This window comes from Larkinella sp. C7, from assembly GCF_006149005.1.
Classification (GTDB): Bacteria; Bacteroidota; Bacteroidia; order Cytophagales; family Spirosomataceae; genus Larkinella.
Genome location: NZ_VBSL01000006.1, coordinates 390,674 through 411,377, shown reverse-complemented (window position 1 = coordinate 411,377; position 20,704 = coordinate 390,674). Strand labels below are relative to the sequence as shown.

At 51.8% G+C, this 20,704-nt stretch carries 15 protein-coding genes and 1 riboswitch; of the genes, 9 read left to right on the top strand and 6 right to left on the bottom strand.

Annotated elements, in window-relative coordinates:
- Positions 1-84 precede the first annotated feature (84 nt).
- Positions 85-2,148 carry a S9 family peptidase gene (locus FH871_RS17950; protein ID WP_138992783.1) on the bottom strand — a complete coding sequence of 688 codons (2,064 nt, stop codon included), beginning with the start codon at positions 2,146-2,148 and terminating at the stop codon, positions 85-87.
- Between the two features lie 138 nt (positions 2,149-2,286).
- A riboswitch (Fluoride riboswitch) is annotated at positions 2,287-2,354 on the top strand.
- 35 nt (positions 2,355-2,389) lie between these two features.
- On the opposite strand from FH871_RS17950, the gene FH871_RS17945 reads away from it, so the two are divergent.
- The 4 genes from FH871_RS17945 to FH871_RS17930 all read left to right on the top strand — a co-directional run bounded on the left by FH871_RS17945 (position 2,390) and on the right by FH871_RS17930 (position 9,700).
- Positions 2,390-3,718: a voltage-gated chloride channel family protein gene (locus tag FH871_RS17945; RefSeq protein WP_138992782.1), complete on the top strand. Its 1,329-nt coding sequence runs from the start codon at positions 2,390-2,392 to the stop codon at positions 3,716-3,718.
- 129 nt (positions 3,719-3,847) lie between these two features.
- Positions 3,848-4,417: a YceI family protein gene (locus FH871_RS17940; protein WP_138992781.1), complete on the top strand. Its 570-nt coding sequence runs from the start codon at positions 3,848-3,850 to the stop codon at positions 4,415-4,417.
- Between the two features lie 96 nt (positions 4,418-4,513).
- Positions 4,514-5,638, top strand: coding sequence for a lactonase family protein (locus FH871_RS17935; protein ID WP_138992780.1), 1,125 nt, complete (start codon positions 4,514-4,516; stop codon positions 5,636-5,638).
- Between the two features lie 393 nt (positions 5,639-6,031).
- Entirely contained in the window at positions 6,032-9,700 is a 3,669-nt protein-coding gene (locus FH871_RS17930) for a M12 family metallo-peptidase (RefSeq protein ID WP_171062876.1), read from the top strand.
- Between the two features lie 149 nt (positions 9,701-9,849).
- Here the strand turns inward: FH871_RS17930 and FH871_RS17925 are convergent, their stop codons facing one another.
- Both FH871_RS17925 and FH871_RS33190 read right to left on the bottom strand, forming a co-directional pair.
- Entirely contained in the window at positions 9,850-10,752 is a 903-nt protein-coding gene (locus FH871_RS17925) for a cyclopropane-fatty-acyl-phospholipid synthase family protein (RefSeq protein ID WP_138992778.1), read from the bottom strand.
- A 37-nt stretch (positions 10,753-10,789) separates the two neighbouring features.
- Complete coding sequence (locus tag FH871_RS33190) at positions 10,790-10,948, bottom strand: hypothetical protein (protein WP_212768243.1); 159 nt, start codon at positions 10,946-10,948, stop codon at positions 10,790-10,792.
- A gap of 61 nt (positions 10,949-11,009) precedes the next feature.
- Here FH871_RS33190 and FH871_RS17920 point away from each other — a divergent pair, with 61 nt between their 5' ends.
- Complete coding sequence (locus FH871_RS17920) at positions 11,010-11,426, top strand: DoxX family protein (protein ID WP_138992777.1); 417 nt, start codon at positions 11,010-11,012, stop codon at positions 11,424-11,426.
- Between the two features lie 31 nt (positions 11,427-11,457).
- Positions 11,458-12,798 carry an MFS transporter gene (locus FH871_RS17915; protein WP_138992776.1) on the top strand — a complete coding sequence of 447 codons (1,341 nt, stop codon included), beginning with the start codon at positions 11,458-11,460 and terminating at the stop codon, positions 12,796-12,798.
- Between the two features lie 9 nt (positions 12,799-12,807).
- Here the strand turns inward: FH871_RS17915 and FH871_RS17910 are convergent, their stop codons facing one another.
- Both FH871_RS17910 and FH871_RS17905 read right to left on the bottom strand, forming a co-directional pair.
- Positions 12,808-15,357 carry an AMP-binding protein gene (locus FH871_RS17910; protein WP_138992775.1) on the bottom strand — a complete coding sequence of 850 codons (2,550 nt, stop codon included), beginning with the start codon at positions 15,355-15,357 and terminating at the stop codon, positions 12,808-12,810.
- Positions 15,347-16,114, bottom strand: coding sequence for a hypothetical protein (locus tag FH871_RS17905; RefSeq protein ID WP_138992774.1), 768 nt, complete (start codon positions 16,112-16,114; stop codon positions 15,347-15,349). The genes FH871_RS17910 and FH871_RS17905 overlap by 11 nt, the downstream gene beginning before the upstream one ends.
- A gap of 370 nt (positions 16,115-16,484) precedes the next feature.
- Here FH871_RS17905 and FH871_RS17900 point away from each other — a divergent pair, with 370 nt between their 5' ends.
- Positions 16,485-17,723: a sorbosone dehydrogenase family protein gene (locus FH871_RS17900; RefSeq protein ID WP_138992773.1), complete on the top strand. Its 1,239-nt coding sequence runs from the start codon at positions 16,485-16,487 to the stop codon at positions 17,721-17,723.
- A gap of 39 nt (positions 17,724-17,762) precedes the next feature.
- Here FH871_RS17900 and FH871_RS17895 read toward each other — a convergent pair whose 3' ends face one another.
- Positions 17,763-18,155: a hypothetical protein gene (locus FH871_RS17895; protein ID WP_138992772.1), complete on the bottom strand. Its 393-nt coding sequence runs from the start codon at positions 18,153-18,155 to the stop codon at positions 17,763-17,765.
- A 174-nt stretch (positions 18,156-18,329) separates the two neighbouring features.
- On the opposite strand from FH871_RS17895, the gene FH871_RS17890 reads away from it, so the two are divergent.
- Entirely contained in the window at positions 18,330-19,487 is a 1,158-nt protein-coding gene (locus FH871_RS17890; RefSeq protein WP_138992853.1) for a glycoside hydrolase family 18 protein, read from the top strand.
- Between the two features lie 246 nt (positions 19,488-19,733).
- Positions 19,734-20,498 (top strand): glycerophosphodiester phosphodiesterase family protein, encoded by a 765-nt coding sequence (locus FH871_RS17885; RefSeq protein ID WP_138992771.1) that lies wholly within the window; start codon positions 19,734-19,736, stop codon positions 20,496-20,498.
- Positions 20,499-20,704: the final 206 nt, after the last annotated feature.

Below are 20,704 nucleotides of genomic sequence, written 5' to 3'. Positions count from 1 at the left end.
CCTTTTTCTAAAGAAAATCCTGCCAAAATATACTTGCCATTCGACTTATCCCGGTTTGCTATTTCCCGGTATTCCCATTGAGTTTCACTCCCACACCTCCGCCGGAAACGGTTTTTCCAGCAAATACCGGTAAATGAACCGCGCGGTCTCGGCCTGGGCGTGTTTGGCCTTGCCGGTTGTACCAAAACCGTGCCGCGCACCGGGATAAATCATGAATTCAAAATGCTTGTTGAGCGTTTCCAGTTTGTCGACCAACTGGACGGAGTTCTGCATGTGCACGTTGTCGTCCATCGTGCCGTGGACAATCCGCAGCGTTCCTTTCAGCCGGTCGGCATACTGCAACACAGAGCTTACTTTGTAGCCTTCGGGGTTTTCGGCGGGGGTGTCCATGAACCGTTCCGTGTATTCGGTGTCGTACAATTGCCAGTCCATGACGCCGAAGTTGGCAATCCCATGCGTAAAAACGTCGGCACCCCGCGTCAGGGCCAGCGCCGTCACATAACCGCCGTAGCTCCCACCCGTAATCGCGACTTTTTTAGAATCGACCAACCCTTTGTCGATCAACCACTTCACCGCCGTGCTGTAATCATCCAGTTCCCATTTCCCCAGGTTGCGGTGCATGAAATTCTGCCCGGTTTTGCCAAAATGCCCCGAAGCCCGGTGGTCGATGGCGACCTGCAACAAGCCGTCCTGGGCATACCATTGCGCAGCCGGGGTGTAGCTCCAGCGGTCATAGACCGACCCGGCATTGGGGCCGCCGTAGATGCTGATCAAAACCGGGTAACGTTTGTTCGGGTCGAAGTTCGTGGGGTATTTGATCGTCATCGGGAGCTGAAAACCGTCCGTCGTCGGCACGCGCACCAGTTCCGTTTTGGCGACGGTAAACTTGTCAAAATCAGCACCTCTTGCATCGCCCAGTTCCCGAATCAGCTTGCCATTTTTATCGAGCAGCGCCATTTTCGGCGGGGTTTGGAGGTTGGAATAGGTGGTAATGAAATGACTACCGCCGGGCGACACCTGTACCTGGTGGCTAAATTCCCCGAACGTCAGCCGCTGCAATCCCTTGCCGTCGAGTTTCACTTTGTAGAGGTCCGTCCGGGCCGAATTTTCCTTGCGGGCGGTGAAATACACCAGACCGTTTTTGGCATCGACGAGCGAAACACCCGTCACCGTGTAATCTCCGCTGGTCACCGGATTTTTCAGCTTGCCATCCATCGTGTGCAGGTAGAGGTGCATCCAGCCCGACGCGTCGCTCATCCGGATAAACTGTTTACCGTCGCTCAAAAAATGAACCGTCGTCAGCCAGTCTACCCAGGTTTTCTGAGTCTCACTCACCAGTTCGGTTTTGCTGCCCGTGGCCGGATCAATGGCAACCAGTTTCAGGTTGTCCTGACCCCGGTTTTTCCACTGCATCCAGAGGGCTTTCGAGTCGGGTGTCCAGAACGGCGTGCCGAAATAGTGATCGGCGTTGGCGTCGTAATCCGCCCAGACGGTTTTTCCGGTGGCGACATCCACCACACCCATTTTCACCAGCGGGTTCGAATCGCCCGGTTTCGGGTAGCGCTGGCTTTCCAGATAACCGTGCTGGCCGGTAGCACCGGCAATCGGAAAAACCGGCACCTTTCCTTCATCAAACCGCATGAATGCCAGGTATTTACTATCCGGCGACCACCAGAAGGCCTTGTGCTGCGTGGCTCGGCCCAGCACTTCCTCCCAATACAGCCAGGCTGCGTAGCCATTGTAAACCGTCTCCGAACCGTCGGTCGTCAGTTGCTTTTCCTGCCCGGTCTTCGAATCCGTCAGGTAAAGATTTTTGCTGTCCCGGGTATAGGCCAGCCACTTTCCATTGGGCGAACCCGTCAGGTTCTGACCCTTTTCATCCGGCGAAGCCGATAAAGGCGGATACATCACCCAGCCACCGGTTTCCTTGTGTTCGCTTTCCTGCCCGGTTTTGACATCGACGGCATAGGTCTTCTCGCCCTTCGTCAACAGATAATGTGCATCGTCGGCCCAGCCTTTGATGGCAGGCAGCGTTTGCAGGGTATTTGTTTTTTCGTTTTTGAATAGCTGAGCCGCCGTAAAAGGTTGTTTTTGGGCGTAGGAAGCTCCGTTGAGCAGCAAAAACAACACACTAATCCTGAATTGCATGAAAAACTACTTTGTTTAGGTTGATGAAAGGACGTCGGTTTGGGTCCGACCGGAGAACAAAAGTTACTTTTTTCTCTCACATAACCAACAGCGACAGACTGGGCTTGGGGTTTTTCAAAAAACCGCGTATTATTGCCTTATCGTACAGGAAATGGTGTCTTCCTGCTGAAACCGCCCCACCCGGGGATGATGGCGCCTATTAGGTTCAAAAGCTTTTTGTATCCCTGATAGGTATTTTGATATGGCATCGTCTCGTTTTCGTCTTTTTCGCCCGCTTACCCCGCTTTTCTGGCAGCAACCGATTCTTTTTTTTCTGGTCAAATGGCTGTTGCTCTCGGCCCTGGTCGGCCTCTGCGTCGGTTCCGCATCGGCCCTGTTTCTGGTATCGCTCGATTGGGTCACGCACTGGCGGGAAAACCACCGCTGGATCATTGCACTTCTGCCCCTCGGCGGTTTTCTGATCGGTTGTCTGTATCACTATTGGGGGAAGGATGTCGAAGCCGGGAATAACCTGCTTCTCGAAACGATCCACCGACCGGCCCGAATCATTCCGCTGAAGATGGCGCCTTTCGTGCTGATTGGCACCCTCGCCACCCATCTGTTCGGCGGTTCGGCGGGGCGCGAAGGAACGGCTTTGCAGATCGGTGGCTCCCTGGCCGACCAGTTCACCCGCCTGCTGCGGCTGCGTCCGCGCGACCGGCGACTGCTACTCGTGGCTGGCATTGCGGCCGGTTTCGGTTCGGTTTTTGGCACCCCGCTGGCCGGGGCGGTGTTCGGGCTGGAAGTGTTTCTCCTCGGCCGACTGAAGTACGATGCCCTGTTTCCCGCTTTTGCCGCTTCCGTTTTTGCCGATCTCACCACCCGGGCCTGGCAGGTCGGACACACCCACTACCACATTCCGCTGGTGCCGGAACTGTCGGCCGGGGCTGTTCTCTGGGCGATGGTTGCCGGGGCGGTTTTTGGGGCCTGTTCGGTGGTTTTCAGTGGCCTGACGCACGCCATCAGCGGTTTTTTCAAAAGCAAGGTTGCCTATCCCCCGCTGCGGCCCCTGATTGGTGGGGCGATGGTCGCGCTGGCTGTGTTGGCCCTCGGCACGACAAAATACATCGGGCTTGGCATCCCGACTATTCTGGACGCCTTTTTGGTTCCGCTTCCACCCTACGATTTCACCCTCAAAATCCTGTTGACGGCCCTCACGCTGGGAGCGGCTTTCAAGGGCGGGGAGGTAACGCCCTTGTTTTTCATTGGCGCGACCCTAGGTAATGCGCTTTCGTACGTCATTCCACTGCCCACCGGCTTGCTGGCCGGGATGGGATTCGTGGCGGTTTTTGCCGGAGCGGCCAACACGCCCCTGGCCTGCACCCTGATGGCGATTGAACTGTTCGGGGCCGACTGTGGCGTTTATGTAGCCCTGGCCTGCGTGATGGCCTATTTCGTCTCCGGCCACCGGGGCATCTACGGTTCCCAGATGGTAGGGCAATCCAAACACCTGGTGTATGGCCGTCATGAAGGCCGGAACCTGGCCGCGCTCCGGGGCAACCCCAAAAACCGCTTTCCCGACAAACCCTGACTCCGCTTTTCGCCCTTGATTGGTACTGTAAATTATGGAAAAAGTGATTTATTATATGTCTATACAAGAATTTTTGCGTATACTAGTTGCTCGAAAAGCAATCCATTTTCAATCAAATCCTGAAATTTTATGAAAAAAGTTACCCTATTTACCGCCTTTCTATTCGCTTCCGTAGCCACTTTTGCGCAAACCTGGACCGTGGACAAAGCACACGCCAAAGTTGGTTTTACGGTTACTCACCTCCTGGTTTCGGATGTCGATGGGAATTTTAAGACGTTCGACGCCAAAATCACCTCCTCGAAACCCGACTTTACGGATGCTGTCGTTGAACTGACGGCCGACGTAAACAGCATCGATACCGGCAACGACCGTCGTGACGCCGATTTGAAAAGTGATAAATACTTCGATGCGGCCAAGTACCCTACCCTGACCTTTAAAAGCAACTCATTCAAGAAAGTAGAAGGAAAGAAATACAAAGTGACCGGTGATCTGACGATGCACGGCGTGACCAAACCCGTTACGCTGGACGTTACGCTCAATGGCCCCATTCCGCATCCGATGAACAAAAAGGAAATTGCCGGCTTCAAGATTGCCGGTGAACTGAAACGCTCGGATTTCGGCATCGGAACCGGTACGCCGGTGGCGGTGGTGAGCGATGAAATCACCATTCGCGCTAATGCTGAATTTGGCAAGCAATAAGCCTGGTGACGCATGCTGAAAAGAAAGAAGAAGGACAGGCCCGTCAACGGCTTGTCCTTTTTGTTAGCTTTGCGATCTGATTATTCCCCTTGACGAATGAAAAAATTATTCACGGTAACCGCCCTGCTCTTTAGCCTGATGGTCAACGCGCAATCACCCAAAGAAGTCCTCTACGTCGGAACGTATTCGACCCGGGGCAGCGAAGGCATTTATGTCCTGGAATTTGACCGGGCCAACGGCTCACTGAAACAACTCCAGACGGTTTCGAACGCCAAAAGTCCTTCGTTTCTGGCCATTCACCCAACCGGTAAATTCCTGTATTCGGTCAACGAAGCAGCTCCCAATTCCGGGGGCGTCAGTTCGTACACCATCGAGCCCAAAACCGGCAAGCTGACGATGATGAACCAGCAGTCGTCGCACGGACGCGGTCCCTGCCACATCGCTATCGACCAAACCGGCAAGCTTGCGTTTGTGTCGAACTACGGCGGTGGCACGTTCACGGTTCTGCCCATTCAGAACGACGGCACCCTGGCCCCCGCGACGGACACCCTAAGCTACGAAGGCAAAGGCCCCAACGCCCAGCGGCAGGAAAAACCGCACATTCACTCGGCCACGGTATCGCCCAACAACCGCTTTGTGTACGTCTGTGACCTCGGCACCGACAAGGTCTACATTTACGAATTTGACAAGGCCACCGGCAAAGTAAAACCGGCGGCAACGCCCTACGCGACGGTTTCGGCGGGTTCAGGACCGCGCCACATCACGATCCACCCGAATGGAAAATACCTGTATCTGGTGGAAGAACTGACCTCCAGCGTCGCGACCTTCGCGCTTGACAGCAAAACCGGTGCGCTGACGATGATTCAGGACAATGTGAAAACGCTTCCGGACGATTTTACCGACAAAAACACCAGCGCCGACATCCACACGGACCCGAAAGGCAAGTTCCTGTATCACTCCAATCGCGGCTACAATGCGCTGGCGATCCTGTCGATTGCCAACGACGGCAAGGTGACGCTGGTCGGCCAGCAGCCCACTGAAGGCAAAACGCCCCGCAACTTTCTGGTCGATCCGAAAGGCGAATACGTGTTTGCCGCCAACCAGGATACGGACAATATTGTGGTGTATAAACTGGATTCGAAAACGGGGAAGCTAACCCCGACCGGTACGCAGGTGAAAGTCCCGGCCCCGGTTTGTCTGAAGCTGTTTTCGGTGAAATGACCGCATCTGAACTCCGCCATTTTGTTGATTCTCTCCATGAAAGCCCTGCTCCTCTGGCTGTAAGAAAGCTGGAGGAGCAGTTGCAAGGTTGTTTGCAGGAGAAGCGTTTTTTCATTCCGACCCCAAAATAGCGTTAATGTGTTGTCGATTTTCGGGCAGAAATCGCAGATAAAGATCTTCATATTGTCGACTATCTTGTGTGAGCACACAAAATAGTCCTACTCAACTATTAGTCATGCTATTCCTGCCAGTGTAAGTGACTTAGCCGGGAAAGTACCGTCATAAGTAGGCAAATAGGCTATTCACAATGCGTTTGATCCGCCCTTAACGACCCCGACCTGGTATTCTTTCGATATGGAATACAGCTCGTCTTTAACATCTCCACTGCCCGACATGAAACACCACTACGGTTTACTAATTTTTCTGTTTATTCTCGCCTACAGTCCCTATTTGAAAGCCCAAACCGGATCTATCTGTGGAGTTAGTAACCAGAACTTACCTGATACCATAGTCAGAATGATGGGGCAGGCGCAGCAGTTGCTGGCCAATCAGAAAGCGCGGAAAGCGGCTACTCCCCGCAATATCTGTCGAATCGCCGTCGATATTGATTCAGAAACCTATTTGCAATTCGACAAGGACACCAATCAGATTCGCAGTTATATATTGAAACAAATCGAAACGGTTTCGCAGGTTTACGAGCGTGAAATCAACACCCAACTGGTGGTAGTCCGAATTCATATCTGGAAAGATACCGACCCCGATCCGTATAAGGGTGAATCGGATATTTATAAGTTACTTTCAACTCTGGCAAGCGTCTGGACAAAGAACTTTAAGGAAATAGGGTATGACAAAGTTTCTTATCTCTACACAAAATCGGTAACGGGTGCAAGTGGGCTTGGCGTTTTAGGGGGAATTTATTCGGTGTCTACTCTAAAAAATCTCCAGACAATTGCCCACGAATTAGGCCATAACTTTGGCTCAGCACACACCCAAGATTGCTCCTGGGCGGGCGGACCCATCGATTATTGCGCCAATATTGAAGGCAATTGCAACTATACCGGGTCTTTAGAAATAACACAGGGGACGATCATGAGCTACTGTACAGACCGATCCTTTCGTTTCCACCCGCTATGCCAAGCCGTAATGACTGCTCATGCCGATAAGAATTTTGTCAAACTAACAGCGGCACCTGACAAGGCTCCTGTTTTACCGGCTGAACTTTCTTTGGCAGGAACCCCTTTTTTATATTGGGACGGGCAGCCCCAGGCCGAACGTTTTGATATCGAAATTGCAGAAACCGCCGATTTTTCAAAAAGCATAGTGAGCGACACAACCGCGGTCAATGGGTACGATGTCGATCAACTAAAACCAAACCAATTCTATTTTGTTCGTTTAAGAGCCGTTAACCGGTTCGGCTCATCAGCCTGGTCAACCACTTGCCAACTGCGGACGACCAATACGATTTCAGTTCCGGTTCTTCTTTCACCAGGCTCAGATCAACGGTTTGTTCCCTATAACAATGGGATGCAATCGTTCTCGGTGCAACCCGTATCGGGCGCAACAGCCTACGAAATTCAAATTACATCGGCCAGTGACGAAAGCTTTGCTTCTCCCATGAAAAGCGTCAGTGAAAAACCGTCATTCTCACTTTCCATCAATAAGCAAGGGCCGGTTATCTGGCGTGTCAGGTCGGTGGAGGGGAGCCAGACCGGGCCGTGGTCGAAAACCGGACGTTTTTTTATAAATCCATCACTAGCCAGTTTCACGATTCCGTTTAGCCCGGCTCTATTGACTTTTCCATTTGCATACTCCCGGAGCACCAATACGCTGACACACCAGGTTAGTGTCGCTACGGATTCGTTGTTTACGCAACTGGTTTATAAGAAATCATTGTATGATAAAAGTACTCCTAATACGATTAACGGCATGATTGAGAATCTACGACCAAACACCCTCTATTATGTAAAAATCGAAGATGTCAATGAAGGGCAAGATCCTACCCTTCCTACCGGTGTACTTACTCAAATGAAGCAGACATTCAGAACTGGTAACGATCAGATGGCGTCTAAATGGTCGTTTATTAACTCGATCACTTATCCAAATCTGCCGATTGGCCCAATATACTCAGTAAAGGTCACCACCGACACACTTTGGTTTATCCATTACAGGGAAGGACTATTCCATTTAAATTTAGATAAATCTGTCCTTCAGGTGATAAATCAAAAGTCTACCAATGGTAAAATTGGCAGTTATGATTTGACATTTAGCGAAGATAATCCGGAAGGAATATGGCTAATGAATGCCGTTTCAACCGGAAACGGCAGCTATTTAGTTCGTCCTTTCTGGCAGATTGGGAAACTGGCAAATCCATCCGGCGAATTGGCAGAGCGGATTCTCTTGAAACCCAATCATTTATTCAACTATTTTTCTGTAAGGCCGCGTTTATTTTACAACTTCAACGCAGTTTATGCCCCAGCTAGCGATAAACTAATATCAATTTATGACGCCCCGGTTAACTACTCTATATTCCGACGGCTTCCGCTTCAATCGGGCCTGGTGTGGGTAATTCAATACAACTCTTCCAATTCCTCTTATGTCCTGACCGAAATTAACGCGCTGACAAAAACGTCCCGCACTTTTTCCAGTGAAAACACCCCTCAGTTGGGCAAATATCTCTCTGACATTGCCACCGATGCACTCGGTAATCTTTGGATTGCTCAATCGGGCAGTATCTATCCAAATCCGGCTCTGGCAAAATTCGACGGACAAAACTGGACAACTCCGGCTTCGCCCATTACTTCGGTCCGAAATATGGCCAATGACCCATTTGGTAATCTCTACGTTGTTGACGGTACCCGGGCACTCTACCGATACGATGGGCAGACGTGGAAAAATGTGGGGAATATGCCAAGCTATAATTATCTTGGCAGAATGACCGTCGATGGCTGGGGCAACCTGTGGTTTAATGGCCCCTACCAGATTATCCGCTACAACCCTTGTGCGCCGATGGCGGCCCCTAAACTATCGGTCTCCAAACAAAACGCCGAAGCAGGTGAATCGGTCACCCTGAAAGCTGAAGGCTGTAGCAATGTCGTCTGGTCCTGGCGTAATGCAAGCGAAACCGTTAGCGATCGGTTGGAGAAAGGCACCAATCAATTGGAAATCAAACCCATTATCAACACAACCTACCGCGCCCGTTGCTACGACGATGGCTGCTCAGGCGCGGAAGCGAACCTACTGGTGACGGTTCTTCCTAAACTTTCGCTGGTCAAGACCAACAAAAACCAATTTTGCCCTGGTGATCTACTTACCGCTTCTATAGCTCTACAGGGAAGTGTTTCTACGACGAACCAGTTCTCACTGGTTTTAAAGTCGGGTTCGCAAACGGTCCGTTACCCCACGGTCGTAAACGGTCAGGATTTTTCCTGCTCTTTGCCCCTGACTCTAAAACCCGGTCCATATACCGTATATGCTGAAAGTAGTGAGCCTGCCCTTCTTTCCCGCGATTCGGTACAAATCACCATTGTGTCTTTGCCTACAGCAGAGCTGATCAGCAGTAATTCAAATCTATTGCCCGGTGACAGCGCCCGTATTTCGGTTGTTTTAACGGGGACGGGCCCGTGGCTGTTTACCCGCTGGGATGGTCAGGTCATTCAAACGCCGGATTCTCCTTATACAGCTACATTCAACACGACCCAACAGCCGAACGATTACAAACTTACTATAACAGGATTAAGTGACGTCAATTGTCCGAACGGCACGATTAAAAACGTACTTTCCATCAAGGCTTTGATTTTAGCGAATGAGCCATCGTCGGTTGATGGAATCACCGTTTATCCGAATCCAACTTCAGGTAAGTTGGTCATCAACGTAGCCGCTCACCGTCTGATCAGGCGGCTTCAATTAAGTGACCTGCAAGAACGGGAAGTAAAGCGAAAAACCTTTCTGACTCCAGTCCGACAGCAGGAATGGGACATCAGTGCTTCACCTTCGGGTATGTATCTGTTGCGTATCGAAACCACTGATGGAAAAGCGGTTGTATGGAAAATCATTAAGTTATAGGTTTGAACGGCATTAACTACTTGCAAAACCTCATGGTTTCTAGCAAGAGCAGATTGCAAATCCGCTACAGAGAGGATCAAGCCGGGTCGCCCGGCGATTGCAACGGCTCCGGCCGCCCGGCGCGACGGCGGACCGTTCTTGATCAGCGTCTACACTTTCTCAAACACCAGCCGGTAATGATCCATCGTCTCGCGTTCGAAACAAACCCGGTTTGGGCTGACCCGGAAAACGGCAATCAGATCCCGCATGGCCTTGTTGGTTAGAAACCGGGGCAGCAGCGAAGCATACAACGCGTATTTCTTTAGATTAAAGGCCCGAAACCGCTTCCGCCATTGACCGATGGTTTCGATGTAATCGAACCGTCCGCTGCTTTGCGAAATCAGCTTGAAATGGGGGGCCGCATTGCGGATCACCTGCTCAGGGCCGTAGGGCAGCCACGAACCCGGAAACTGGGCAATCATCAACGCCAGTGAATACGAATCCGAGTCCTTGGGTGCCTCCAGACTGATTTCTTCCAGCGGTAGCATGTTTTTGCTGAAAACCATCGTCTGCATGTAGAACCGCCCGCCCACGGGCAGCAAATTGTAGAGATTTTTGAAAAAATCGGCGTAAACCGCGTCCTGCTGACCGGCTTTGTACTGCTCGATCGAACAGAAATGCTCCATACCGCCAATGCAACTGACGGCATCGAAGGTGCCGTAATCGGCGGGCGTAATCAGGCGGCAGTCTTTCACTTCCACCGTCAGGCCATTCTGCACACAGGCCGCAGCCTGCGCCGACGACAGCGTTACGCCCCGGCCAATCGCCCCCTGGCCTTTGATGTAGGTCAGAAACGGCCCCCAGCCGCACCCCATGTCGAGCACTTTTGTGCCTTTGGTAATGCCCAGACTTTCCGCGATGAAACGGTGTTTCTGGCGTTGAGCTTCTTCCAGCGTCAGCTTAAAATTGCCGTTGTACATCGCCCCGCTGTAGTCGCCGGTCTGGCCCACGCTGAGACGAAAAATTTGATCAATCGTGGAATACGTAAATTCTAAATCGTTTTGGGAAGCCATTGGTGGACACAAGCGGGTGTTCGCCAATTTAGTTTTTTTATGATTCCACTAAACAATTCGTTCGTGAAAAATTTCCGGCATCGGGTTGAAAGTAAGCAGAAAAGGAAACCGCTTTGCCCTCTTTTTTCACCGCCATCACGACCAGTGTGGCGCTCTCGTAATTGTCGCAATCCACCCTGTAGATTGCCGTTTTCATACGCTCTCCGAGTCCGGATCCGGTGGTAAATTTGTCCTGTAAACAAACAACACCTACTGCCATGAAAAAGACGAAAATTTTGTACTGGGTTTTTACCGGATTATTCGCGTTTGTTATGCTGGGTTCTTCTATTCCCGATATTTTGGTTATACCGCAAGCCGTCGAAGGGTTTAAACAAATCGAACTGCCGGCCTACCTGCTTCCGTTTCTGGGGTGGGCGAAACTGCTCGGCGTGATGGCCATTCTGATTCCCGGTTTTCCCCGGATCAAGGAATGGGCGTATGCCGGACTGATTTTTGATTTACTGGGTGCCACCTATTGCGTCTTCAGCGCGGGGAAAACACCAATGGACTGGGCACCGATGCTTGTTTTTGTGGTTTTAGGGGCTGCTTCGTACGTTTTTTACCACAAAAAACAGGCGTCTGCAACTTTCCCTGAATCCGGAAACCAGAATTCTCTGCGAGCGGTTTTAGGCTAGCGGACCGTTTGCCCCAGTAAACAACAGACTCATGACGAACCGATTTTACGCCCTTCTCGCCAATACACTAACCGCTTCCGTCATCAACAATTGCGTCTGGTTTGCGTTGACGTTCTGGTTGTACCTTGAAACCAAGTCGGTGGTCGCTACGTCGATCATGGCCGGTATTTACCTGGGAACCGTTGCCGTTTCCGGCTTTTTTCTGGGTTCACTGGTCGATCACAACCGCAAAAAAACCGCCATGATGCTGTCGAGCGTCGGTTCTCTGGGGTTTTATCTGGTGGATTTGCTGCTGTATGGTTGGTATCCCTCCTCCACGTTTTCCAACCCGTCAAGTCCCATCCTGTGGGTCTTCATCCTGTTTGGGTTGCTGGGAGCCATTGCCGGCAACATTCGCAGCATTGCCATTGCCACCCTGGTGACCATTCTGATCGACGAAGACCAGCGCGACAAAGCCAACGGGCTGGTCGGTACGGCCAACGGGGTGTCGTTTCTGGTCGCGTCGCTCTTCAGCGGTTTGGTGATCGGTTTTCTGGGTATGTTCTGGATGCTGGCGCTGGCCATTGCGCTGACGGCCCTGGTCATCGTTCACCTAAGCCTCCTTTCCATTCCTGAACCGGAAATTGTCGTTACGGAAACGAAAACGAATCACCTCGACATCCGGGGAACGCTGAAGTCCGTACAGCAAATTCCGGGTTTGCTGGGACTCATTTTTTTCAACACCTTCAACAATTTCCTGGGTGGCGTTTTTATGTCGCTGATGGATGCCTACGGACTGTCACTCGTTTCGGTACAGGTATGGGGTACATTGTGGGGCGTGTTGAGTCTGGGCTTCATTGTCGGCGGCATGGTGGTGGCCCGTAATGGGCTGGGTGCCAAACCGCTCCGAACGCTTTTTCTGGCCAACCTTGCCATGTGGACGGTCTGCATTTTCTTCACCATTCAGGCGTCCATTATACTGCTTGCCGTTGGCATGTTTATTTATCTCTGCCTGATTCCGGTGGTGGAAGCGGCTGAGCAAACCATCATTCAAAAATTGATTTCGCCCGAACGGCAGGGCCGGGTTTTCGGATTTGCCCAGAGTGTCGAGCAGGCGGCCTCGCCCATTACCGCCTTCATCATCGGACCCATTGCCCAACTGGTGTTTATCCCCTTCATGACCACCGGCGCGGGCGTGGATTTGCTGGGGTCGTGGTTTGGCACCGGAAGCGCCCGGGGGCTGGCGCTGTTGTTTACCGTAACCGGCGTCATTGGTCTGCTCGTTACGCTGATCGCCATGCGCTCCGATTCGTACGGAATCCTTGCAAAAAAATACCAGCAGGCCCCCGAACTCGCCGATCAGGACCGGGCAACCGGCGCCGTTGCATCCTGATTCGATTCTTCACGAGTGTAAGAAGCCATTCACAATGGTTCCAATCCGGTAGCTATGGACCGAGTTCAAAACCTGATCGTGGTTGGCTTCCAGCCAGTGTTCTTCAAAACCGGTTTTAGCAAACAACTGCCAGCGAAAATCAGGCCGTATTTCGTACTGAAAAGCGGACGAATCGCTCGCCCGAAAGAGCACAATGGGGCAGGTAACCGGAATTTTCACCTCGGCCTGACGCGCGTATTGGTGGACCGCAGCGAAACTCGGTTCCTGCCAACTGACGGCCTGAGTCCCCCCATCCGCACGGGTCGTCCGACTCGTTAAGCGGTTGCGATACCGCGCAACGGCCCGCTGCCAACTGGCGTTCCAGTCAACCGGCCGCTCCGTTTTAAAACCCGCAACCACCTTTCGCCCGATCCGGTGTACATCTTTCCGCAAGGATTCCCGAAACGTGATTCGCCGGTAGAGGGGCGTGTCTAGTAAAACAAGCCGGTTCAGGGTCAGTTGCTGGCTTTGCTCCAGGGCCAAAGCCACCTGATAGGCCACCAATCCGCCAAATGAAAAACCAATGAGCAGGCTATCCGCCGGTTCGTCAATCGCCCGGGCCATCTGCCCGACCAGATCAGCCAGCGGAATCAGCGTCCCGTTGGTTGTATACGGCTCGTAATGAACATAATATACATTGCAATCCTGATTCAGATGGCTTTCAATCCCGCGATACATGCGCCGATCGCCCGGCAATGGCGGAATGAAATAGACGTGTTTCCGGTTGCGTTCGGGTTTATTCAACGGAATACACTGAACCCGATGCTGCGCATAGCCTGTGAGATAATGCGCTAGCGCTTTGGGCGTCGTATACGAAAAAACCGCCTGAACCGGCACGGTTTTTCCGATCCGGTTTTCCAACCCGGCCAGACAGCTCTCCGCCATCAGCGAATCGCCACCGAGGTCCTGAAAAAAGTCATCATAGTCCGACAAAGCCGTTGTCAGCCCCAGTTCTTTTTGCCAGACGGACTTAATCAACGGAACAAAATCCCAGGCATCGGCTTCATCGGCCAGCGGCTTACCAGAAAGTTGACTTTCCGGCTCCGGCAGCGCGGCCAAACGAAGCCGGTCAATTTTACCCGTTTTGGTCTGCGGCAACGCATCGAGCAGAATGTAGCGGTCGGGGAGCATAACGACCGGTAACCGCTGCGCCAGGAATTGCCGCAAACCGGCCAAATCAAAATCGGGTTCGATACTCAGAAACGCTTTCAGAAAGAACCGGTTTTCGTGGGAGGTATCGTAAAGAACCGCAGCATTTTTTACGCCCTTCCCGCTTTTCAATTCCTGTTCGATTTGAATCAGGCTTACCTTTTGTCCGTTAATCTTGACTACAAAATCCGTGCGGCCACACCAGAACAAATACCCATCGGCGTCCAAAAAGCCCAGATCGCCGGTCGCATACGCGATCATTCCGTCGGGCAGGCGTTGGTAGGCCCGTTGCGTAGCATCCCGATTATTCGGATAATCCGCGGGAATACCCGACGCCTGAACGATAATTTCACCCACCTGATGGCGGGGTAAGGGCGCACCCGTTTCTGACCGAATCCAAACCGTTCGCCCGGACACCGGTTTGCCCACCGAAAAAAGATGATCCGTTACCGGCGTGTCGGTTCGCAGTTTATATTCCGAAATCGTCCGGGTTTCGGTCGTCGCATAGGCCACCTGCAGCGTCGTATGGGTCGAAAAACGTTTCTGAAAGCCTGTAATATCGGAGGGCTGTATGGGTTCGGCACCGATGGAAAGCATCCGCAAGCCGGATAAGGCCCTAAAATCCGTATCGGTTTTTAACAACAGCCGAAACGTACTAACCGACAAACTGCTGAACGTAATTTTCTGCTGCTGCCAGAAAACCGGCAACGACAACACGCCTTCTTTCTTCAGGTCGTAAAACACCAGCGTAGCGCCTGTCAGCAAAGCCGGAAAAATACAGGCCAGTGAGGCACTGAATTCGAGCGAAAACAGCAGGTCGATCCGGTCAGCAGCCGTAATTTCGTTGTCGGTTATTTGCCGGAACGTGTCGGCCAGAACACTCGCATGCGAGTGGATCACCTGCTTTGGCTGCCCGGTGCTGCCCGAGGTCATAAAAAGGCAAAAAGGCGTTTCCGGCGAAATAATCGGGTACAACCGTGTGGCAAAACGATCCGTTGGCTGCGTTTCGGGAAGGAGCGTTGGCAAGCCCGGATGGTTCGGAACCACCAGCGACATATGACTGATCAGACCGGGGCAGGCCCGCGAATGCACGACGTCGCTCAGGGATTCGACCGATTGCCGATGGATTGAATGGTAGTAATTACCGGACAATAAAACTCCGATCAAGGCGGCAACGTGTTCCAGCGGATCGTCGAGCAGAACGGGAATGCACTGCTGTCTGAAATTCCGGGCCAGCAGCGCATCAGCATACTGATGGGCCCGGTGGAACAGCATTTCATAGGTTATGGTGCGGTTTCCCTCGCAAAAAGCAGCTTTGGTGGAATAACGTTGAGCGATTTCCGTCCACCGAAGCCGAAATTCATCGTTCATACAGGCGGTAACATTTATAAGGCACTAGCCCCACTTTTAACATGTTTCGGTAACTTGCACCACCGTCGTAGGCCCACGAAATAATGCGCCGGGCGTTTTGGGCATTTGCCTGGTTGAGACGCGTTACCAGCGCGGTCGTATGATACCCCCGGTTTCGGAAGGCCGGCAGGATGGCCCCTCCCGCCAGAAAAAAATCGCTTTCAATTCCGTACAAGACCGCAATCCCTACCGGCTCGGCCTGATCCCTGACCCGAAACAGGGCGATGTTTTCATTGTCCAGCAATTGCCTGAAATTAGTGATCACAGGTGCCGTATTTTTCTGTTCCGACTCAAAAGCGGCCAGATAATCGCTTGTAAAATCCGGAAGCGTGGCCGCCTGAACCCGTTCGAGTTGAAGATTTTCCGGGATCGGCTGCGAACGGTGCTGAAGGATCGGATCCTCAACCGCCATCAGCCGTTCTGTCAGGCGATATCCGTTTTCCAGCAAAAACCGGTACTGACTCTCATCACTACGGGCTTCATCGAGGAGGAGTTTGTGGTGATGAATGGATCGGGAGCCATAAAACGCATTGGCCTGTCCGACAACATCGACGATCTTCGCCGGTTCGTGGCATACGCAATAATTGAAATAGCCAACATCCGTAAAGGAAAGCAGCAAATGAGTAGGATACGATTCGACGGTGATTTTACCGGTATTTTCGACAACACCAGCGTAGCGACGAAGTCGTTCGATATCGTATTCAAAAAATAAATCCATGAATGGATACTGTAGGTTTAGAAAATGCAATAGTACCATTTTTTGGAAAAAGTAACTTTATGTATACTCAATATACCCATTAAGAAATGATCCAATGTTCTTTTCAAAACATGGATCATGCTGAAAAAACTGAAAAATTTTGCCCCTTATTTTTCAAACCGCATAACAATTTGCACGGAGTCGCGTTTTATTCTTGTATTTCGCTCGTGGTAAGGATATTGACGGAGACGTGGATTATCCTTACAATCGGGTGAAACAAAAAAGCCAGGTGACTTCGGTCGTCTGGCTTTCTTTTTTGGCAACAATCCTCCCCTTCGTTTCCTGCTCGAATTGTAGTACTATTGCGCTACACTTTGTCTTTTAAATCAGTATGAGCAGACTGATTTTACATTCTCCGGTCCCGCTGAAACCGGTTCAAAGAATTGCCATTGTCTTCGCAAAGGTGGTCGTTCCGCTCCTGATAGCCGTTGTGATTCTGGCTGCCGATCACCCTGGTTCTTTTCGTCAGGCACAGAACCCGCTGGTCGGGCAGTCCTCCTGGCAGCTCGAAAACGCTTTTCCGAACCTGACATTCAGTCGTCCGGTCGAATTCACCCACGCGGGCGACGGCACCAACCGGGTGTATGTGCTGGAGCAGGAAGGCAAAATCCGGGTCTTTGAAAACAAACGTTCCGTCCAAAAGGCTTCGGTTTACCTGGATCTCAGCCGGAAAGTGTCTTCCGAAGGAGAGATGGGATTGCTCGGGCTGGCTTTCCACCCGAACTTCAGAAGCAATGGCTATTTTTACGTTTACTACACCAAGCGAAATCCACTGGAATCCGTCATTGCCCGGTATCAGGCTACCGCGCCCGGCCTGACCTCGGTTGATCCGGCTACAGAAACCGTTGTCCTGCGGTTTCCGCAACCGTATGACAATCACAACGGAGGCAAAATCGCTTTCGGACCCGATGGCTACCTCTACATTTCGACCGGGGATGGTGGCGCCTGGGGAGACCCGCACCAAAACGCCCAGAATCGGGCATCCTGGCTCGGCAAGATTCTTCGCATCGACATCAACCCATCCGAAAAAAGTCTTTACAGAATTCCGGTAGACAACCCTTTCGTCAACAATCGGGACGGATACCGGGAGGAAATTTTTGCGTACGGATTGCGAAACCCCTGGCGATTCAGTTTTGACAGGCAAACCGGTCAAATCTGGGCCGGTGATGTGGGCCAGAATCAATACGAAGAGATCGATATTATTGTAAAAGGTGGGAATTATGGCTGGCGCTTAAAGGAGGCCCGTAGCTGTTATAATCCGCGAAAAGACTGTGATCCGGGCAATCTGATCGATCCAATCCACCAATACCCGCGCGATGAAGGGGTTTCCGTTACGGGCGGAGTCGTCTACCGCGGTTCTCTTCACCCTGCTTTACAGGGCAAATACCTGTATGCCGACTTCGCCAGCGGCAAGGTTTGGGCGCTGACTTCCGGGAACGAAACCCAAACGGCCAATCAACTCCTGACGGTCGGTGCCGGTTCCATTTCCGCGTTTGGAGAGGACCCTGCCGGCGAAGTATACCTTCTCGACCACGCCGGAACCATCAAGCGGTTCGCTGTTGCCAACTGAAAACCATCCCACCGTCGCTCCATTTCATCAAACCGTTCCTTATTTTGGCTTTTCCTCCTTCGGTTTGAGACTTCCCCGCGCAATGGGTTCCGGTTTGGACTTGGGGTCGGTGAAACGCAGCAGCGTCGCCGTTGGGAATACGGCTTTGGGCGCTTTCAGAATGACGAGTTGATAGGACCGCGTGCCAATCACCAGATTATAGTATGACATATTGTTGTCGGCCGCCTGTGGCAATCCCCAATTGGCCACCGGCTCTTTCGCCAGCAACTTTTCGTCATCCTCCGACAAAGCCGCAAAAACCGTATCGGGCTGAAATTGCTTGCCAGTAACGCCTTCAATGGCCTTGACAACGGCGGGTGGGGTGGATTTGGTTTGCGCCTGAGCTGACACTCCGATCAGCAGCAAAGGCAATACAAAAAGCAGTATTTTCATGACGTTGAAGTAGATCCGTAGGTAATAAACTCATTTGTTGTTCGCTGGTTTTCAAAACCACTCGTGTGGTCTTTGGTGAGTTTGTAGAAGCAGGCTCTCGTCGTACCCATTGTCCATCTCGCCATTGGTGTTAATTTTACAGCTTCTCTACCAAACGCATTGACCAACCTGATGATGAAACAACCGCACGGTATCCTGCCCCTTCTTTTTCTGGCTCTTTTTTGCCAATTCGTCCTCGTTGGGCAACCGGTTTTGGGCCAGTCCAAACCCAAAAAATACGTTCTGATCGGCTACGTCGGCGGGGGCGGCTGGACCAAAAACGACATCGAACCCCAGAAACTGACACACATCAATTACGCATTTGCCGTCCCCGCCCCAAACGGCGAACTGGCCCCGATCAAAGCAAAGGATTCGGTGAATCTGGCTACGCTCAACACCCTGAAAACGATCAATAAAGACCTGCAAATCCTGATTTCCATTGGCGGCTGGGGCGGTTGCCGGTATTTTTCCGATGCTTCGCTGACGGATGCGGCCCGGAAGAAATTCGCGAAAAGTGCGGTTTCGTTCATGAAAAAACACCGGCTCGATGGCGTCGATATCGACTGGGAATATCCGGATCAGATTGGCGAAAACAACATCTTCCGGCCCGTAGACAAACAGAATTTCACGCTGTTGCTGAAAGAGTTACGGGAGCAACTGGATGCGCAGGGCAAAAAAGACAACCGCCCCGCAGCCCGCCATTACCTGCTAACGGCAGCCACCGGGGGCGACACGGCTTTTGTGAACCACACCGAACTGGGCAATGCGCAGAAATACCTCGACTATGTCAACATCATGACGTATGACTTGTATCACGGGAATGATAAAAAAACCGGTCACCACAGCCCGCTGTACCAATCGGCCCTGAGCGACCGGTCGCGCAACAGCTCCGACGACGCCGTCAACGGCCACATCAAAGCCGGGGTTCCGGCCAGCAAGATTGTGCTCGGACTGCCTTTTTACGGACGCGGCTGGACGGCGGTCAATCCGGTCAACAAAGGCTTGTTTCAACCCTCGGCGGGCAAACACATGAGTCCGAATTATGATGATCTGGTGGCTAATTACATCAACAAAAACGGGTATACCCGGTATTGGGACGACAAAGCCAAGGCGCCGTATCTGTGGAATCCGGAAAGCCGTACGTTCATTTCGTATGCCGACAAGGAGTCGATGAAACACAAAATTTATTACGTCAAATCCAAAGGGCTGGCCGGAGCCATGTTTTGGGAATATACCCTTGATTTAAAGGAAGATAAGCTACTGGATGTGCTGGTGAAGGAGCTGGCGAAGTGAAAGTTTGAGTTGTATCGCGGAGTTGAGCGGAGTAAAAAGAGTTAAGCGGAGTTTTTTAATTTTCTTCGCTTAATTCTTTTTACTCCGCTCAACTCCACGAAATAGTTCTTCCGGTTTAGTCAAACAGGTGCATTCTATTGGGTTATCCCATTGTTATCTTTCAATGAAAGACGCCTGATTTTTAGCGAATAGCTCAGTCATTGCGGGGTTCTCTGCTACATTTGTGCAGGTAATCCGCTAAACCGTATGAAAACCGTTTGTTTCAGTTTCGTCGTCTTCCTGCTCACCGGTTTTGGAGTTCAGAGTATGGCACAAACCAAAGTTATTGCCCACCGGGGCGCCTGGAAAAATACCGGTGCCCCCCAAAATTCGATTGCGTCGCTGCAACAAGCCATCAAGCTGGGCTGCTACGGCAGTGAGTTCGACGTCCACATGACCGCCGATTCGGCCCTGGTGGTCAATCACGATCATACCTTGCAGGGGGTCAATCTTGAAACGGCTCCGGCTGCCGACATCAACGCCCTCAAACTCCGCAACGGCGAATCGCTGCCGACGCTGGAAAGCTATTTGAAAGCGGGTTTGAAGCAGAAGAAAACCCGGTTGATTCTGGAAATTAAGGCGTCGAAGGTGAGCAAAGAGCACTCGCTGGCACTGGCGACCAAATGCGTTCAGGCCGTAAAAGCGCAGAAAGGCCGGAAATTGGTCGACTACATCAGTTTCGATTATGACGTCTGCAAAAAGGTGAAAGAGCTGGACCCATCTGCCAACGTGGCCTACCTCAATGGAGACAAAGCCCCCGACCTGCTGGCCGCCGACGGTTTATACGGGCTTGATTACCACCAAAGTGTGATGAAAAAGAACGAAAACTGGATTCAGGAAGCCCACCAGCAGAAGTTAACCGTCAACGTCTGGACCGTTAATGACCCGGAAATGATGGCCTGGCTGCTGGAACGCAAAGCCGACTTTATCACGACCGACGAACCGGAGAAATTGCTGGAATTAACGAAGTAAGTGACCCTAAATTTAGCCCCAGAGGGGCGTTCTGTCAATAGCTCCCGGATTCATAGAACCATCAAAGCCCCGGAGGGGCGTTCTGTCAATAGCTCCCGGATTCATAGAACCATCAAAGCCCCGGAGGGGCGTCCTAAAATCAGCCAGGACGCCCCTCCGGGGCTTTACCGTTTATTACCTATTTTTTATTAACAGAGAACCCCTCC

What these genes read in the sequence shown, in the direction of transcription:
- FH871_RS17930 (WP_171062876.1), top strand. Translation starts at nt 6,032, where the DNA reads ATGAAACACCACTACGGTTTACTAATTTTTCTGTTTATTCTCGCCTAC.
- FH871_RS17885 (WP_138992771.1), top strand. Translation starts at nt 19,734, where the DNA reads ATGAAAACCGTTTGTTTCAGTTTCGTCGTCTTCCTGCTCACCGGTTTT.
- FH871_RS17910 (WP_138992775.1), bottom strand. Translation starts at nt 15,357, where the DNA reads ATGAACGATGAATTTCGGCTTCGGTGGACGGAAATCGCTCAACGTTAT.
- FH871_RS17935 (WP_138992780.1), top strand. Translation starts at nt 4,514, where the DNA reads ATGAAAAAATTATTCACGGTAACCGCCCTGCTCTTTAGCCTGATGGTC.
- FH871_RS17900 (WP_138992773.1), top strand. Translation starts at nt 16,485, where the DNA reads ATGAGCAGACTGATTTTACATTCTCCGGTCCCGCTGAAACCGGTTCAA.
- FH871_RS17905 (WP_138992774.1), bottom strand. Translation starts at nt 16,114, where the DNA reads ATGGATTTATTTTTTGAATACGATATCGAACGACTTCGTCGCTACGCT.
- FH871_RS17940 (WP_138992781.1), top strand. Translation starts at nt 3,848, where the DNA reads ATGAAAAAAGTTACCCTATTTACCGCCTTTCTATTCGCTTCCGTAGCC.
- FH871_RS17890 (WP_138992853.1), top strand. Translation starts at nt 18,330, where the DNA reads ATGAAACAACCGCACGGTATCCTGCCCCTTCTTTTTCTGGCTCTTTTT.
- FH871_RS17925 (WP_138992778.1), bottom strand. Translation starts at nt 10,752, where the DNA reads ATGGCTTCCCAAAACGATTTAGAATTTACGTATTCCACGATTGATCAA.
- FH871_RS33190 (WP_212768243.1), bottom strand. Translation starts at nt 10,948, where the DNA reads ATGAAAACGGCAATCTACAGGGTGGATTGCGACAATTACGAGAGCGCC.
- FH871_RS17945 (WP_138992782.1), top strand. Translation starts at nt 2,390, where the DNA reads ATGGCATCGTCTCGTTTTCGTCTTTTTCGCCCGCTTACCCCGCTTTTC.
- FH871_RS17895 (WP_138992772.1), bottom strand. Translation starts at nt 18,155, where the DNA reads ATGAAAATACTGCTTTTTGTATTGCCTTTGCTGCTGATCGGAGTGTCA.
- FH871_RS17950 (WP_138992783.1), bottom strand. Translation starts at nt 2,148, where the DNA reads ATGCAATTCAGGATTAGTGTGTTGTTTTTGCTGCTCAACGGAGCTTCC.
- FH871_RS17920 (WP_138992777.1), top strand. Translation starts at nt 11,010, where the DNA reads ATGAAAAAGACGAAAATTTTGTACTGGGTTTTTACCGGATTATTCGCG.
- FH871_RS17915 (WP_138992776.1), top strand. Translation starts at nt 11,458, where the DNA reads ATGACGAACCGATTTTACGCCCTTCTCGCCAATACACTAACCGCTTCC.